18 protein-coding genes and 1 tRNA gene are annotated in these 16415 nt (G+C 58.8%); 11 read left to right on the top strand and 8 right to left on the bottom strand.

The genetic code is table 11. The annotated features are described in order from the left end of the window. Positions 1 to 28 precede the first annotated feature (28 nt). The 8 genes from Q0239_RS14010 to Q0239_RS13975 form a co-directional block, all read right to left on the bottom strand. The gene (locus Q0239_RS14010) at positions 29 to 871 is read right to left on the bottom strand and encodes a hypothetical protein (protein ID WP_298603922.1); all 843 of its coding nucleotides are present in this window, start codon (positions 869 to 871) and stop codon (positions 29 to 31) included. Positions 872 to 912: 41 nt separating this feature from the next. Continuing rightward, the gene (locus Q0239_RS14005; protein ID WP_298603920.1) at positions 913 to 1893 is read right to left on the bottom strand and encodes an SDR family oxidoreductase; all 981 of its coding nucleotides are present in this window, start codon (positions 1891 to 1893) and stop codon (positions 913 to 915) included. Between the two features lie 34 nt (positions 1894 to 1927). Continuing rightward, positions 1928 to 2431 (bottom strand): topology modulation protein, encoded by a 504-nt coding sequence (locus tag Q0239_RS14000; protein ID WP_298603918.1) that lies wholly within the window; start codon positions 2429 to 2431, stop codon positions 1928 to 1930. Between the two features lie 3 nt (positions 2432 to 2434). Further along, positions 2435 to 3004, bottom strand: coding sequence for an aminoacyl-tRNA hydrolase (gene pth / locus Q0239_RS13995; RefSeq protein WP_298603916.1), 570 nt, complete (start codon positions 3002 to 3004; stop codon positions 2435 to 2437). 122 nt (positions 3005 to 3126) lie between these two features. Beyond that, positions 3127 to 3741, bottom strand: coding sequence for a 50S ribosomal protein L25/general stress protein Ctc (locus Q0239_RS13990; protein ID WP_298603914.1), 615 nt, complete (start codon positions 3739 to 3741; stop codon positions 3127 to 3129). A gap of 138 nt (positions 3742 to 3879) precedes the next feature. Further along, positions 3880 to 4806: a TraB/GumN family protein gene (locus Q0239_RS13985; protein WP_298603912.1), complete on the bottom strand. Its 927-nt coding sequence runs from the start codon at positions 4804 to 4806 to the stop codon at positions 3880 to 3882. A 47-nt stretch (positions 4807 to 4853) separates the two neighbouring features. Then, the gene (locus Q0239_RS13980) at positions 4854 to 5519 is read right to left on the bottom strand and encodes a hypothetical protein (protein WP_298603910.1); all 666 of its coding nucleotides are present in this window, start codon (positions 5517 to 5519) and stop codon (positions 4854 to 4856) included. Beyond that, positions 5512 to 5724, bottom strand: a complete 213-nt coding sequence (locus tag Q0239_RS13975; RefSeq protein WP_298603908.1) for a helix-turn-helix transcriptional regulator — start codon at positions 5722 to 5724, stop codon at positions 5512 to 5514. Before Q0239_RS13975 ends, Q0239_RS13980 begins: the two co-directional genes overlap by 8 nt. Positions 5725 to 5914: 190 nt before the next feature. Here Q0239_RS13975 and Q0239_RS13970 point away from each other — a divergent pair, with 190 nt between their 5' ends. The 11 genes from Q0239_RS13970 to Q0239_RS13920 all read left to right on the top strand — a co-directional run. Then, positions 5915 to 6787, top strand: a complete 873-nt coding sequence (locus Q0239_RS13970) for a glycine--tRNA ligase subunit alpha (RefSeq protein ID WP_298603906.1) — start codon at positions 5915 to 5917, stop codon at positions 6785 to 6787. Further along, positions 6784 to 9066 (top strand): glycine--tRNA ligase subunit beta, encoded by a 2283-nt coding sequence (glyS, locus tag Q0239_RS13965; RefSeq protein WP_298603904.1) that lies wholly within the window; start codon positions 6784 to 6786, stop codon positions 9064 to 9066. The genes Q0239_RS13970 and glyS overlap by 4 nt, the downstream gene beginning before the upstream one ends. Before the next feature lie 25 nt (positions 9067 to 9091). Beyond that, complete coding sequence (locus Q0239_RS13960; RefSeq protein ID WP_298603902.1) at positions 9092 to 9544, top strand: hypothetical protein; 453 nt, start codon at positions 9092 to 9094, stop codon at positions 9542 to 9544. Positions 9545 to 9560: 16 nt separating this feature from the next. Then, entirely contained in the window at positions 9561 to 12212 is a 2652-nt protein-coding gene (gene ppdK / locus Q0239_RS13955) for a pyruvate, phosphate dikinase (protein ID WP_298603900.1), read from the top strand. Between the two features lie 35 nt (positions 12213 to 12247). Beyond that, entirely contained in the window at positions 12248 to 12823 is a 576-nt protein-coding gene (locus Q0239_RS13950) for a DUF1214 domain-containing protein (RefSeq protein WP_298603898.1), read from the top strand. Continuing rightward, complete coding sequence (locus tag Q0239_RS13945; RefSeq protein WP_298603896.1) at positions 12820 to 13371, top strand: DUF1254 domain-containing protein; 552 nt, start codon at positions 12820 to 12822, stop codon at positions 13369 to 13371. The genes Q0239_RS13950 and Q0239_RS13945 overlap by 4 nt, the downstream gene beginning before the upstream one ends. A 54-nt stretch (positions 13372 to 13425) precedes the next feature. Further along, positions 13426 to 13502 (top strand) — tRNA-Arg (locus Q0239_RS13940). Between the two features lie 35 nt (positions 13503 to 13537). Continuing rightward, positions 13538 to 14221, top strand: coding sequence for a 7-cyano-7-deazaguanine synthase QueC (queC, locus tag Q0239_RS13935; protein WP_298603894.1), 684 nt, complete (start codon positions 13538 to 13540; stop codon positions 14219 to 14221). Next, the gene (queE, locus tag Q0239_RS13930; protein WP_298603892.1) at positions 14218 to 14856 is read left to right on the top strand and encodes a 7-carboxy-7-deazaguanine synthase; all 639 of its coding nucleotides are present in this window, start codon (positions 14218 to 14220) and stop codon (positions 14854 to 14856) included. Before queC ends, queE begins: the two co-directional genes overlap by 4 nt. A 77-nt stretch (positions 14857 to 14933) precedes the next feature. Beyond that, the gene (locus Q0239_RS13925; RefSeq protein ID WP_298603890.1) at positions 14934 to 15284 is read left to right on the top strand and encodes a hypothetical protein; all 351 of its coding nucleotides are present in this window, start codon (positions 14934 to 14936) and stop codon (positions 15282 to 15284) included. A 35-nt stretch (positions 15285 to 15319) separates the two neighbouring features. Beyond that, on the top strand, positions 15320 to 16415 hold a 1096-nt coding region (locus tag Q0239_RS13920; protein WP_298603888.1), incomplete at its 3' end, for a TldD/PmbA family protein.

Raw genomic sequence — 16415 nt, 5'->3', positions numbered from 1 at the left:
GCCAGCGGATGCACACGACCATCCGAACTTAGATCATGGCGGCAAACTGGCGCAGCAGTTCAACACGGCATTCGCGCAGTTCCTCAAACTCCTTTTTGTCATGCGGACTCAGGCGACCAACCCGCATCTTCCCTGTTCGGATCGCGTCTTGGGCACGGAAGATATCCAAATATTGCTGTGGCGTAGGCAATAACGGCCGATCAACCTCCACCGTGCAAGTGGCGATTTTGACTTCCTGTGCGCCGGAACGATATACGAGATACTCGGATTTCTGGGACGCTCTGGGTCCTGCCATAAAACTAAAATGCGGTTCCTGAGGCAGCGCTTCGATGCGCTCGATTTCGAAGCACTGGTCTTTGGCATTGCTCGTACCGATCAGGCGTCGAAAGCATTCAGCATTTTTCAGCTTTAGGCGGTATGTTTCGTCCCAATAGTTTGGTGATGGCGCCGGTGTTTCCCTTTGAAGTGGCAAGAACCTTCGGTCGCCCACCAGCGTGTCGATCTTGCCATCCAACATAAGATGTTCAACCACTTCAGCAGCATAGGGTCCGGTTGCAAACCGCCCGTGCCAGGCGCGCGGTCGGGCCAGCATTTCCGGCGTAATAGCGCCTTCGATAAAGCCAATGGTCGACCGAGCTTTGACCTCCTGACCAATTCCCGTCCACCGCATGTAGTAGACGCCACCTCCTACCGCGACGGTGAGCATTGCGAGGGCCAAAACGACGCTCCACATCTGCCCGCTCACTAAGCCTTTCATAAAGGAGGCTATGCCACCAAAGAATAGCTGGATTACAATGAGCGGAATCAGAATCGGCGCCGCCATTAGCAAAATGATCAACATCCAACCCAAGATGAATTTCAGCAGTTCCATAAATTCGATTGCCCTCCGTTGCGCTGAAATCAGCACATACTCTAATCATGAACAGCCTTCACCCAAGGCCCAAAGGGCGAATTACCCAGCCATGCCACCTGCGTCTCCGCAGACACCTTGTTGATCGCTTCCTGCGGTTTCATTCCCGGATAGACCGCGCGGCGCAGCGGGCGGGTGCCGGCAGGCCTCGCCGCGATTTCGGCGGTGGCGCGGGGGACGGCCCTCGGATCGGCGCTGCGGCGGGTGCCGTCTTCCTTGCCCATCGAATTGACCAGCGCAGGATAGGCCTCTGCCTGATCGGTTGTCAGCCGCGACTTCAATTCGCTCGCCAACTGATTGCGGTTGACCCACACCTTGGTCGGATAACCGCCCGGCTGGATCACACAAACCTCAATATTGTGCGGTACCAGCTCATACGCCATCGCCTCGCTCATCGCCTCGAGCGCGAACTTGGTGGGCGAATAATGGCCTGCTGACGGCACGATCACCCGTCCCAGCTGCGAGGAAATGTTGAAGATGAGGCCGCGCTTTGCCTTGCGCATTCCCGGCAAAACCGCGCGTGCCATGCGGTGCGGGCCGTAGACATTGGTGTCGAAGATGAGCTGCGTTGCCTCCATGTCCTGCAATTCGATCGGACCGGCATAGCCAACGCCCGCATTGTTGATGAGGATATCGAGAGGTCCGCCGGCAATCTTCTCCGCCTCGACAACGCCCTTTGCGACTTGTTCGTCGGAGGTGACGTCGATCTGGATGATATGGATGTCGAGCTTTTCCTTGGCGGCCTCTGCTTTGAGTTCATCCGCTTCCTTGCGCGGCAGCCCGCGCATCGTGGCGATAACCTTTGCGCCAAGGCGGGCATAATGCAGCGCGCCTAGATAACCAAAGCCAGAAGAAGCACCGGTGATCAGCACTGATTTGCCCGCCAGCGGTTTGTCTGATGCTGATGCCGTCCCTGGTAAAGTGGCAGCTGCGCCTGCGGCGAGTGCTGTTTTGATTACAGTGCGGCGTTCCATGTCGGTCATCTGGGCTCTCCTTCGATTGCCAGAATAACTGGCTTTACGCCGATTGCGAGTCCAGCCAGCGTTTCAGCTGTATCGGGTCGCTAAAGCGGACGATCTTATCTTCATGACCTTTCAGTCGTCGCTCAAGCCGAATTTTGGGGCCGCTGTTCCACTGCAAAAGGTAAAACAGGAAGCCCAGATCGAAACGCTCCGGACAGCCTGCGGTCATGTCGGGTCGCGCGCGTCCGCGAAATGTCCATATCCGCCGCAAAAGCCGCTTCACACACAGTCGGATCGGATAATCGAGATAGATGACCGTGTCGGCTCGCTCCAGCCTCTCCGCCAGCGTTCCGCCATAGGTGCCGTCGATCAGCCAGCGATCCGTTGTTGTTATCGCGGCGAGCTTTTCGAGGATTTCATCCTTACGGCTTTCCACCCAGCCGGGTTTCCAGTTGAGCTGGTCCATGTGAAATACCGGTAGGCTTATTTTGGGCCCCAGTTCAGAAGCCAGGGTCGATTTGCCCGAGCCGCATGGCCCAACGATGAGCACCCGTTCCACCGGTCAGTCCTGCTGCCGTAGCGCAACCTCGCTCATGAAACGCGCATCGTCACCCTTTGCAAGCCAATCGGCTTCTGCTGATAATGCACCGAGCATATCGGCAAGCGGATCGATTTCGCTCTTGGAAAATGGTCCCAGTACATATCCGGTAACGCGGTCTTTATGCCCCGGATGGCCGATGCCCAATCGTATGCGGCGGAAATCTGCGCCGATATGGTCGATGGTCGAACGGATGCCATTATGTCCGGCGGCACCACCGCCGCGCTTCACCTTGATTTTAAAGGGCGCGAGGTCGAGTTCATCGTAAAAGACCGTCACGTCCTGCGGCGTCAATTTGTAAAAATCCATTGCCGCACGTATGCTTCGACCGCTTTCGTTCATGAAGGTAGCGGGCTTGAGGAGGATGATCTTGTCGCTGCCGATGCGGACTTCCTGCATCCATCCCTGAAATTTCTTGGTCGGTGCCGGGGCGTCGTAACACTCGGCGAGCGCATCGACGGCCATGAAGCCGACATTGTGCCGGTGCATCGCATATTGCGGTCCCGGATTTCCTAGGCCTGCCCAGATTTGCATCGCACCTTCCCAGAAACAGGAAACCCCCGCCGTAGCGGGGGCAACTGGCGGTTCTTTGCCCGTTCAGGCGAGAACCAGTCGCGCGCCCTGCAATCGCAGGGGCAGCGCAATATTTCAAGCTATCAAGCTTCGCCTTCGCTCTTGGTCGTATCGCCTTCCTGGCTCTTCAGGCCAGACGGAGCAACGACGGTCGCGATGGTGAAGTCGCGGTCAGTGATCGCGCTCTTCGAACCTTCGGGCAGTTTGACATGGCTGATGTGGATCGAATCGCCCACGTCGAAACCGGTCACGTCAATGACGATTTCGTCAGGGATCTTCGCTGCGTCGCAGATCAGTTCGAGTTCGTGACGAACGATATTGAGAACGCCGCCGCGCTTCAGGCCGGGCGATGCGTCTTCATTTGCGAACGACACGGGGACTTCGACGTGCACGGTCGCATCCTTGGCGAGGCGCATGAAGTCTACGTGGATCGGGCGGTCGCTGACCGGATGGAAAGCCACATCCTTGGGAAGGGTCCGCTCGGTTTTGCCGTTGACGGTGACTTCAACAATCGAGTTGCTGAAATGGCCGGTCATCAGTGCCTTGACGAGGGCTTTTTCCTCGACATGGATGGATTCCGGTGCCTTGTTGTCGCCGTAAATCACGGCAGGTACTCGGCCTTCGCGACGCAATGCACGGGAGGCTCCCTTGCCAGCCCGTTCGCGCGGCTCGGCCGACAGAGTCAGCTGATCGCTCATAATAAATCTCCAATAAGTTCAATTCTTGCCGCCACGCCTCCAGGGATGACCATCACGGCAAGCGCGCGCCATTAGGCGGAAAGCCGCACAAATGCAAGCGTTGCTTGCTAACCTCCCCGCGCGGGGAGGGTAGCACTCTTAATATTCTACGCGTTGGGCCTGTATGCCATAGGCCGTCAACAGATGCGGCACGCTTGTGGAACCTGAAAGATGTCCTGCACCCACCGCCATGAAGGTGGTGCCTGGCTTTTCAAGCTGCTTGCTGATCCACGCTGCCCAATTGGCATTGCGGTTGGTCAATAACGCTGCGTGCAGTTTTGGATCGGAAAGTCCTTCATTCATAACCTGCGCGAGGCCGTCGGGATCCGGTTTCGCCCAAAGCGCAACCATATTGTCCATGCTGGCTGTCATATCATCGACCGTTTTGGCCGATTCGACCAGAAAGCGGACCTGCGTTTCCTGCGACAGCGTATCGAATATCGCCAGTTGCGACTCCATTGTTTCGACACCCGCGATCGGCTTTCCAGAAGCCTTGGCTGCCGCAGTCAGTTGGGTTTCGACACCGCTGTTCACATCATAGCCACCCTTTTGCAGGCCCATGATCTGCATCGTTACCGCAGCCGCCCATGGGTCGAGAGGTTCGAAGGCCGCGACTGGCAGACCGACCTTTTCCATCGCCTTGGCGTAAATGGCCTTCTCGTCTTCCGTCATCTTGGAAGTTAACGGCTTCCCGCTGGTGTCGAGGCCATATTTGGCAAACAGCTGTTGCGTGGTCGCCGCATCAGGCTCGACCATTTCGAGGACGAGACGATCCGACTTGTCGAAGGCGTCTTTGACCGCTTCGTCGAACCAGCCCATGCCCGGCTTGAGTATATGGACCGTGCCGAAAAGATAGACCGTCGTGTCGGCATCTTTCACCACCCAAAGTGCCGGATCGACATCGACTGTCTCTACCGCAGCCGTCGGGGCCTGCTGCGCGAGGGCTGGCGTTGCCATTGGCGTGCCAATGGCGGAGAGCGCGAGTGCGACTGTGGTAAGGGCACAGTTCAGGAAAAGGTTTTTCATCGTTCGTTCCTTGCGTTGAAAATGTTGGGGAGAGAGTGTGCGCCGTTTCACCGGTATTTCTTCCAGTACCAGACTGCAGTCCAGATGATTGCAAACAGGCAGAATATCAGCGTGCCGTTGGGCTCTGACGCTAAACCGCCGCGCCACAGGAACCACCATGTCGGTGCTCCCATGAGATAGGCATAGGCCGCATAATAGCCACCATCGCGATAGGCATTAGCTTCCTGCTCATCAATGGCGCGGGTATGCCAGAACCAGGCTATGACGGGCATGATCACGCCCCAGAAAACAGCCAGCAACACTGCCAGTGCCAGCGGTAGCGGGCTATCTGAGAAAATCGTCTGCGGATCGGATGGCATCGCGCCATCGGTTGCCACCAACGTTGCGCCAATCACTGCACCTAATAGGCCACAGCCCACCATGATGTTGCGATTGAGCCTTTCGCGGATGGTCAATGGTCCGCCACCGATGCGGATGCGGCGCGCGAGGTTCCATTGCGTGTAGATCAGTGCACCGATGATTGCGACCATTCCAGCCACTATGGCAATGTCGATCCCGGACAGTGATCCGCCAGATTCGGTCGCCGCCGCAATCACGCCGACGATCGCGCCTGCGGTAAACACGGTGGCCAGCCCAGCAACCGCAATCCACGCCAGCGACTTGCCGACATTACCTTCGGTCTCAGCTCCATCGAGTTCAGGCACTTCAGTCATTTTTGCCTCCATCGAAACCATCGTTGAAAATCTCCTCAATCCGCATGTCGAACAGTCGGGCGATCTTGAACGCGAGCGGGAGCGAGGGATCATATTTCCCTGTCTCGATCGCATTCACTGCCTGCCGCGAAACATCGAGCCTTTCGCCAAGTTCTGCCTGGCTCCATTGGCGCTCTGCGCGCAGCACTCTCAGTCTGTTTTTCATGTCAGCTCTTATTGTCCATGTGTCAGCTTACCCTGACTATATGTACTGATTCGCTGACAATGTCAACAACCCCTTACATATTGCCATCAACACCTGACAACGACAGGAATTCTGGGGCTTTGCGCAGCCCATTTGCTGCGCTGCGGCACAGATGCTTGATTTAGGGGCGTCCATCCGCCAAGGGCGAACCATGTCTGAATCCGGACCCCTTACCTTCCAGGACCTTATCCTGACGCTCCATGATTATTGGGGCAAACAGGGCTGCGTCATCCTGCAACCTTATGACATGCGCATGGGCGCGGGCACCTTCCACCCGGCGACCACGCTGCGCGCGCTTGGCCCCAATCCGTGGAATGCCGCTTATGTGCAGCCCAGCCGCCGCCCGACCGACGGCCGCTATGGCGAAAACCCGAACCGGTTGCAGCATTATTACCAATATCAGGTGATCATGAAGCCGAGCCCGGCGAATTTGCAGGAGCTGTATCTGGGGTCGTTGGATGCAATCGGCATCGATCCGTTGAAACATGATATCCGCTTTGTCGAGGATGACTGGGAATCGCCCACCCTCGGCGCATGGGGCCTTGGCTGGGAAGTCTGGGGCGACGGGATGGAAGTGACGCAGTTCACTTATTTCCAGCAGGTCGGCGGTTTTGACTGCAAGCCGGTGGCAGGCGAGCTGACCTACGGGCTCGAGCGCCTTGCCATGTACATCCAGGGCGTCGACCGCGTATATGATCTGAAATTCAACTCGGCAGGCGTCACCTATGGCGATGTCTTCCTTGAGAATGAACGCGAACATTCGAAATATAATTTCGAAGTTGCGGACACCGAACAGCTCTTCAAAGGCTTCCAGCATGCCGAGGCGGAGTGCAAGCGCTGCATCGAAGCCGGCGTGCCACTCGCGGCCTATGATCAGGCGATTGAGGCAAGCCATCTGTTCAACCTGTTGCAGGCGCGCGGCGTGATCAGCGTGCAGGAACGCGCCAGCTATATCGGCCGCGTGCGCGATCTGGCGAAGGGTTCATGCGAGGCATGGATGCACAAGAACGGATGGGCGGAATGAGCGACTTCCTCCTCGAACTGCGCAGTGAAGAAATTCCGGCGCGCATGCAGGATAAGGCGCGCGAGGATCTGGCGCGCCTGTTTGCCGCCGAACTCGACAAGGCTGGCCTCAAGGCTGCCGAAATCATCACGTTCGCGACCCCGCGCCGTTTGGCGTTGATTGCCAAGGGCCTGCCGCTCGAAACCGAGGCGGTGTCTGAGGAAACCAAGGGGCCCAAGGCTGGCGCACCGCCGCAGGCGATGGAAGGTTTCCTGCGCAAGGTCGGCCTGACGCAGGATCAGTTGATCGAACGCGATGGCGTCTATTTTGCGGTCGTCGAAAAACCAGGCCGCAAAACCGCCGATGTGCTGGCCGAGGCGATCCCGGCGATCATCCGCGCCTTCCCATGGCCCAAATCGCAGCGTTGGGGCGCGGCTTCAGCCTCGACCGAGAGCCTTCGCTGGGTGCGCCCGTTGCAGGGTATTGTCGCGCTGTTGGGTGATGATGTGGTGCCGTGCGAGATTGACGGCATCGTCAGCGGTTCGGCGACCAAGGGCCACCGCTTCCACCACAGCGGTGAGGTGACCATCGGCAATGCGGGCGACTATGCGATGAAGCTGCGCGCCGCGCATGTCATCGTCGACCAGGAAGAGCGCCGCGATATCATTCGCGCGGGCGCCGAAAAGGCCGCCGCCGATGCGGGGCTGGTGCTCGTGCCGGACGAAGGGCTGGTCAATGAAAATAGCGGCCTGACCGAATGGCCGGTGCCGATGCTCGGCCGGTTCAACCCTGCGTTTCTTGAGGTGCCCGAAGAGGTCATCCAGCTCACCGCGCGGGTGAACCAGAAATATTTCGTCTGCCACGACAAGGCCGGCAAACTCGCCAACGCCTTTGTCTGCACCGCCAATATCGTGGCGAATGATGGCGGCGCGGCGATTGTGGCGGGCAATGAAAAGGTGCTCGCGGCGCGATTGAGCGATGCAAAATTCTTCTGGGAGCAGGACCTTAAAATCCCGCTCGACGAGCAGGCGAAGAAGCTGTCGCAGATTACCTTCCACGAGAAGCTGGGGACGGTTGCCGACAAGGTTGAGCGCGTCGCGATGCTTGCCCGCTGGCTGGTCGAAGAAGGCATCGTCAAGGGTGCAAGCGCTGACGACGCCGAACGCGCAGCCCGCCTGTGCAAGGCCGATCTGGTCACCGGCATGGTCGGTGAGTTCCCCGAACTGCAAGGCGTCATGGGCGGCTATTACGCCCGCGCGCAGGGCGAGGCGGATGCCGTCGCCGACGCGGTGCGCGACCATTACAAGCCGGTTGGTCAGGGTGACGATGTGCCGACGGCTCCGGTGACGGTGGCCGTGAGTTTGGCGGATAAGCTGGATACTCTAGCCTGCTTTTTCGCTAACGACGAAAAACCAACAGGTTCTAAAGATCCATATGCGTTGCGGAGGGCTGCTCTAGGAGTTCTCCAATTGATACTGGATAACCGAATCCGAGTCTCCATTCGATTGGCGCTCGCGACGGCAACTTACCATTGGTATCTTCAGGCGCGTAAAAGTGAACGTCGTAAAGAGTTTGCCGAGGTCTTTTATGGCCTAGAGCAAACTTTGGGGCGCGCTCCCACACTGGCAGAAATTATTCCGTTCGCAGATGCTCGACTGCTTGATATGCCCGACGAACAGGTGGCACCCGCAGTAAAGGCGGGACATGATCTAATTACTTTCTTCGCTGACCGCCTCAAAGTCCAGCAGCGCGAGGCTGGTGTTCGGCATGACTTGATCGATGCGGTATTCGCTCTCGGCGGCGAGGATGATCTCGTCCGCCTGCTCGCGCGGGTGAAGGCTTTGCAGGGCTTTGTCGGCACCGATGAGGGTGCGAACCTGCTAGCGGGTTACAAACGCGCGGCGAACATCCTGAAGCAGGCTCAATCCCCCTCCCCATCGACTAGCGATGGGGAGGGGGACCGCGCCGAAGGCGTGGTGGAGGGGACTGCAACCTCGAAGGCCCCTCCGTCAGTTGCTAGCGCAACTGCCACCTCCCCATCGCAAGTCGATGGGGAGGAAAAAGCGCTGTTGCTTGCTCTCGACGCCGCCGAGCCCAAGGCGGCTGCGGCGATCGAGGCCGAACAGTTCGAAGACGCCATGGCGGCACTTGCCTCGCTCCGCGCGCCGATTGATGCCTTTTTCGAAGGCGTGATGGTGAATGATCCAGACCCGGCCAAACGGGCGTTCAGGCTGGGATTGCTGGCAAGGTTCCGCGATGCGGTGCACCGCGTTGCGGATTTCTCCAGGATTGAGGGCTAGACTCGCTCTGCGAAATAGAGGGACAATGGAACAAATTTCTCCCGCATTGTTTGTCCCGCTTTTCATGCTGGCATTTGTCGTCATGTGGATAATCGTCGCACGATTCCTATCATTATTCGGTTGGTCGACTCTTGCAGAACATCATTTGGCCGTTGCGGATCCTTCGCCAAACGCAAAGCGCCTGCTTTGGCAGAGTATGTCAATTGGGCCCGGATTTTTCGCCGTCAACTATGGCTCATGTATTAACGCGTGGTTTGAACGTGAAGGAATGTTTCTTCGTCCGTCGATGATGTTCAGGCTTTTCCATCCTATGCTTTTTCTGCGTTGGAATCAGGTCCAATCGGTTGAAGAAAGCAACTTCCTTCTGTTCAAACGAGTGAAGCTGCAAATGAAAGGCGGTACCCCGCCGATATCGGCAACGGGACGGCTGGGCCGGGAAATTCAAGAGCAATGGCAGCGTGCGAAGCCACTAAAATAGCTGAATCGGAGTAAATGTGACCCAATATGTATACCGCTTCGGCGGCGGCGTTGACGATAAGGGTGCGGGCAACAAGAATTTGCTCGGTGGCAAGGGTGCCAATCTGGACGGCATGGCCGCGATTGGCCTGCCTGTGCCCCCCGGCTTTACGATCACGACCGAGGTCTGCACCGCCTATTACGCCAATGGCGAAGCCTTCCCGGATGGCCTGACAGAACAGGTTGCGAACGGCATTGCGCATATCGAGGGCGTTACCGGCAAACGCTTTGGCGATCCCGCCAATCCGCTGCTCGTCTCGGTGCGTTCGGGCGCGCGGGTTTCGATGCCGGGGATGATGGATACCGTTCTGAATCTGGGGCTTAACGACAAAACCGTCGAAGGCCTCGCAGCTTCGAGCGGAGACGCGCGCTTTGCGTGGGATAGCTATCGCCGCTTCATCCAGATGTACGCCGATGTCGTGTTGGGTCTCGATCATCATGCGTTCGAAGATGCGCTGGAGATTGCCAAGGAAGATCGCGGTTATTTTCTCGATACCGAACTGGAAGCCAACGACCTCATTGAACTGGTCGCCGAATATAAGAAGCTGGTCGAGGGTGAATGGGGCAAGCCATTCCCACAGGATGTGAACGAACAGCTTTGGGGCGCGGTCGGCGCGGTGTTTGCCAGCTGGGAATCGGATCGTGCCAAGGTCTATCGCCGGCTCAACTCCATCCCCGGTGACTGGGGAACTGCGGTCAATGTGCAGGCGATGGTGTTCGGCAATATGGGCGACACTTCGGCAACGGGCGTTGCCTTCACCCGCGACCCGGCGACCGGCGAAAATGCCTATTATGGCGAATATCTGATCAATGCGCAGGGCGAGGATGTCGTCGCCGGTATCCGCACCCCGCAATATCTGACCAAGGCAGCGCGCGAGGTAGCAGGCGCCAAGCCGCTCAGCATGGAAGAGGCAATGCCAGAGGCCTATGCCGAGCTGGCAGCCGTGTTCGACACGCTGGAGCGGCATTATCGCGACATGCAGGATATCGAGTTCACCGTCGAACGCGGCAAGTTATGGATGCTGCAGACCCGTTCGGGCAAACGCACCGCCAAAGCGGCGCTCAAGATCGCGGTCGACATGGCGGCTGAGGGGCTGATCACGCGTGAGGAAGCGGTGCTGCGCGTCGATCCGATGGCGCTTGACCAGTTGCTCCACCCGACGCTTGACCCTCAGGCGCCGCGCGATGTGCTGACCAAGGGCCTTCCGGCTTCGCCCGGTGCGGCTTCGGGCAAGATCGTTTTCGATGCCGACACGGCGGAGAAATGGAATGATCGCGGCGAGGCGGTGATCCTCGTCCGCGTTGAAACAAGCCCGGAAGACATTCACGGCATGCACGCAGCGCGCGGCATTTTGACCGCACGGGGCGGCATGACCAGCCACGCGGCAGTGGTTGCGCGCGGCATGGGCCGCCCCTGCGTTTCGGGTGCGGGCAGCCTTGCCATCGACAATGCTGCGAAGGTGCTGCGCGTTGCAGGCCGTGAGCTCCGCGAAGGTGATGTCATCACCATCGATGGCGCGACCGGAGAAGTGATGGCCGGTGCTGTCCCCACGCTGCAGCCTGAGCTGGTGGGCGATTTCGGCACCCTGATGGAATGGGCTGATGGTTCGCGCCGGATGAAGGTGCGCGCCAATGCCGAAACCCCGCTTGATGCGCAAACCGCGCGTGATTTCGGGGCTGAGGGCATCGGGCTGTGCCGTACCGAACATATGTTCTTCGATGCGTCGCGCATCACTGCCGTGCGCCAAATGATTTTGGCCGAGGATGAACGCGGTCGCCGCGCTGCGCTCGACAAGCTGCTGCCCGAGCAGCGCAAGGATTTTGTCGCGATATTCGAGGTGATGGCTGGACTGCCGGTCACCATCCGCCTGCTCGACCCGCCGCTGCACGAATTCCTGCCGACGCAGGAGGCCGATTTTGCCGAGGTTGCCGAGGCCGCAGGCGTGGGCATCGAAGTGCTGAAGCAGCGCGCATCCGAACTGCACGAGTTCAACCCGATGCTCGGCCATCGTGGCTGCCGACTGGGCGTCACTTATCCCGAAATCTACGAGATGCAGGCGCGGGCGATTTTCGAGGCGGCCTGTGCGCTTCCCACTGCACCGGTCCCCGAAATCATGATCCCGCTGGTCGGCACGCGCCGCGAGCTCGAATTGATGAAGGATGTAGTCGACAAGGCCGCCGAGGCGGTCTTTGCCGAACAGGGCAAGCGGATTGAGTATCTGGTCGGCACGATGATCGAACTGCCGCGCGCCGCCCTGATGGCAGACGAAATCGCCGAGGTGGGGGCCTTCTTCTCGTTCGGTACCAACGACCTCACGCAAACAACGCTGGGCGTCTCGCGCGACGATGCCGCGCGCTTCCTGATCCATTATGTCGACAAGGGCATTTATGCGACTGATCCGTTCGTGTCGCTCGATGTCGAAGGCGTCGGCCAGTTGATCGAGATTGCCGCGGACAAGGGCCGCAAGACGCGGCCTGACATCAAGCTTGGCATTTGCGGCGAACATGGCGGTGACCCTGCCTCTATCGCCTTCTGCGAGCAGACCGGCCTCGATTATGTCAGCGCCTCCCCCTACCGCGTGCCGATTGCGCGGCTGGCGGCGGCGCAGGCTGCGTTGCGCAAGGCTTGAGCTTCGTTTAGTCTCTTCTTTTAGGGAGAGATTTCATGAAGCCATGGTTGCGATATTCGATCTGCATCCTGTTGGGGCTAGCGGGCGGAACGGTTTACGCAGTCCACCAGGTGCGCGGTGCCGATATGGGTCGGCAGGTGACCAACGGGCCCTGGAGCGCCAACACCGATCAGGGAACGGCTGATGCGTCTGCATTGACGCGGGCGCGTGTGGCGCTGTTCGGCCTGCTGGCGCTGCCGGCGAAGGAAGCGATGTATTTCATCGCCCGCACCGACAGTGAGGGTAAGCCTCTTGATGGTCGGTGTATTTACACGGTCAACGGCGGCGAACTTGATGCGCGCTGGTGGAGTATCACCCTCTACAAAGGCGAAGGCTGGCTGGTGAAGAATGAAGCCAATCGCTGGTCGGTGGGCGGGAATGCGCCTGAACGCGATGCAAACGGCAACTGGTCCTTCACCGTTTCCCCGCAATCTGTGGATGGAGTGTGGCTGCCAACAGGGCGGACGCCGCAATTCGACCTTACTCTGCGCACCTACCATCCAAAGGGTGCGCTGCTCAATGATCCGGCCAAGGCAAAGCTGCCCACCATCAAAAGGGAGACCTGCGCATGATCCGCAAATGGCTGCTCCCGCTGCTCGCTGGCCTCGCCGCTGCTGCTATCGCCTGGCATGGCACGCTGGTCGCAACACCTTATGTCCTGATGTCCGCTGCCATGAAGCGGATCGGCAATGCCGACGGCAATGGCCGTGCCAATGTGTTCGCTTTTGGCCCGATGGCAACGGCGGATCGCCAACCGATTGTGCGTCCCAGCCCCGACCTTGTCTATTCATCTTGCGTGTTCGATCTGTCGCAGGGGGGTGTGCTGGTCGATGTCGAACCAGTTCCTGAACACTATTGGTCGATCAGCATTTTCGACGCACGAACCGATGTCGCTGCCGTCCGAAGTGATCGCGATACAGGTGGCAAAACGGCGCGATTGGCGTTGCTGCGCAAAGGACAAAAGGCACCAGCCGGCTATGAAGCAGTCGAACTGGGTTACGACCGGGGTATCGCCTTGATCCGCATTTTGCTCTCCGACCCGGCCGAATTTGAGCAAATCGACGCAATACGTCGCAAATCGAAGTGCCGCACGGTCAGCGCCAAATTGCTCGAGAAATGAGCGCAAAATAGGGCTTGCGAATCCCGGAGCGCAGGCCTATTGGCACCGCTCCACGCACCCATAGCTCAGCTGGATAGAGCACCAGACTACGAATCTGGGGGTCGGACGTTCGAATCGTTCTGGGTGCGCCATTTTCCTCTCCCCGTGTGAGAGTAGCCCCAAAATAATGTCCTCAAACGCTAAATCCGCAGTCGTCCTGTTATCGGGCGGTCTCGACTCGATGGTCGTTGCCGGGCTTGCCCGTGAGGCAGGCTATGCGATCCACGCGCTGACTATCGACTACAATCAGCGCCACCGGATCGAGCTCGACAGTGCTGCACGTATCGCCGCGCATCTTGGCGCGGCTGAACATATTGTGTTGCCGCTTGATCTGCGCCGTTTTGGCGGCTCCGCGCTCACCGCCGATATCAATGTTCCGAAAGAAGGCGTTGACGAAAGCGCTATCCCGGTGACCTATGTTCCGGCGCGCAACACAATTTTTCTGTCGCTTTGCCTTGGCCTGGCCGAAGCCCGCGGCGCGCGTGACCTGTTTATAGGGGTCAATGCGCTCGATTATTCGGGCTATCCCGATTGCCGTCCGGAATTCATCCGCGCATTTGAGGATATGGCAAATCTGGCAACCAAGGCGGGCGTGCAGGGTGACCGCTTCACTGTGCATACCCCACTGCAGTACATGACCAAGGCCGATATTGCGCGCGAAGCGCACCGGCTGGGCCTCGATGCGGGGATGAGCTGGACTTGCTATGATCCGACGCCCGATAATAAGGCCTGCGGGAAATGTGACAGCTGCCGCCTGCGCGCCAAGGGCTTTATCGATGCGGGCCTACCAGACCCAACGGTTTACGCATGAGCTACGCGGTCAAGGAAATCTTCCTGACCTTGCAAGGTGAGGGGGTGCACGCCGGACGACGGGCGGTGTTCCTGCGCTTTGCCGGATGCAATCTGTGGAGCGGGCTGGAGCGGGATCGCTCCTCCGCTGTCTGCCAATTTTGCGACACCGATTTCGTCGGTATGGATGGCGAAAATGGCGGGCGATATGAGGCTTCCGAACTCGCCACCAAGGCGGCAGAGCTTTGGGGCGAGGGAGGCGAGCACCGCTATATTGTAATCACCGGTGGGGAGCCGATGCTGCAGGTCGACGACACCTTGGTTGAGGCATTGCACGCGCGAGACTTTACCATCGCGATCGAAAGCAACGGTACCATCGCGACCCATCCCGGTATCGACTGGGTGTGCATCAGCCCCAAGGCGGGAAGCGAGGTCGTGCAGCGTCAGGGTAACGAACTCAAGCTCGTCTGGCCGCAGACCGGCAGCGATACAGAGGTGATGGAGAGCTGGGCTTTCGATCATTTCCTGATCCAGCCGATGGATGGCGGAAATGCCGAAGCGAATCAGGCGAACCGCGCTGCCGCGATCGCATTCGTCGACAGCCACCCAAAATGGCGCCTAAGCCTTCAGAATCACAAGCTTTTAGGTCTACCCTAAAGTCCTTGGTAAACCCCTTTGACTCGGTGACACTTTGGTGACAATCTCTTCCCCGGAGAGTAGCAGGGGAGAGTGCTATGGCTTCCAAAGCCCAATTGGCGTCGCATGGCGCAACATATATCGACCATGCCAAGAAGATGAGCACGCATATCGCCTATGCGTTGGTCGTTTATACAATGCTTTTGATTTTTGAGGTGTCGCCTCAGGTCAAGGGTTCGGGAATGGCCATCTGGCCTTATTTCCTTCTTGTCGTGTTAGTCGCCCTGGTGATCCTGCCGTGCCGCAACCTTGAACGGAAATGGCAGCTGATCGATGCCCGTCATGAAGACGATGTCGAAGGCGCATTCCGCAAGGACCTGTTCAAATTATGGGGTGCTGCGATCGGGATTCCGACTGCCTTGATGGCGATCATCATCATCATACCCTGATTGACCGGAATCGGACCCGCGCCTAAGCGGGTTATATGCTGACACCCAATGAGGCGCTTGAGCGCGCCGTAAATCTTGTCGAACAGGCCAAAAAGGCAGGCGCTGACGCTGCCGACGCTGTTTATCATTGCGATGCCTCTACCGAAGTTCAGGTGCGTCTTGGCGCGCTGGAAGATGTTGTTCGGTCGGAAGGCGAAGAAATAGGCCTGCGGGTTTTTCTCGGCCAGCGCTCCGCCACCATTTCATCGTCGAGCATGAATCCGGACGTTTTAAAGGGGCTGGTTGCCCGCGCTCTGGATATGGCACGCGAGGCACCCGAGGATCCATATGCAGGCCTTGCCCCAGCTGAGATGCTTCTCAAAGGTGCGGTTCCGGATGTCGACAGCGACGACGGTGCAGATCCCGATCCGCAATCATTGCGCGAGGTTGCGCTTGCCTGTGAAAATGCAGCCAGGGCTGTCAAGGGTGTTACCAACAGCGAAGGCGCTGGTGCAAGCGCAGGCCGTTCGATTTTCGCGCTCGCCACCAGCCATGGATTTGCGGGCGCCAACCATGCTTCCGGTTATGGCGTTTCGGCTAGCGTTCTTGCCGGCGAAGGTGATGCCAAGGAACGCGACTATGACTGGCGCTCAGCCCGTCATCGCGCGGACCTCGATAGCGCAGAAGCGATCGGTAAACGGGCAGGCGAGCGTGCCGTGCGCCGCGTCAACCCCGGTTCTGTGAAGAGCGGTTCGATGCCGGTGATCTTTGACCCGCGCATTGGCAGCTCGCTCGTCGGCCATCTGATGGGTGCGATTGGCGGCAGCATGATTGCGCGCAAAACGAGCTTCCTGCTCGATGCGCTGGGCGAAGCATTGTTCGACAGCGCAATCAGCATCATCGATGATCCGTTGCGTCCGCGCGGCCTCGGCAGCCGGGCATTTGATGGAGAGGGTCTTCCGACATTGCGGACGGCGATCATCGACAAGGGTGTGCTCACAGGCTGGATGATGGACAGTGCAGCCGCGCGTCAATTGGGACTAAAGCCGACCGGCCACGCCAGCCGGGGCGGCAGCGGAGCGCCGGGAACCAGCCCGTCGAACCTGCACCTCGAAGGCGGTACAGTTTCAGTCGCGCAGTTGATTTCGGATA

This window comes from uncultured Sphingorhabdus sp. (assembly GCF_937872355.1).
Lineage (GTDB): Bacteria > Pseudomonadota > Alphaproteobacteria > Sphingomonadales > Sphingomonadaceae > Sphingorhabdus_B.
The sequence above is the reverse complement of the archived record's forward strand: the minus strand, read 5'-3'. Positions and strand labels throughout refer to the sequence as shown.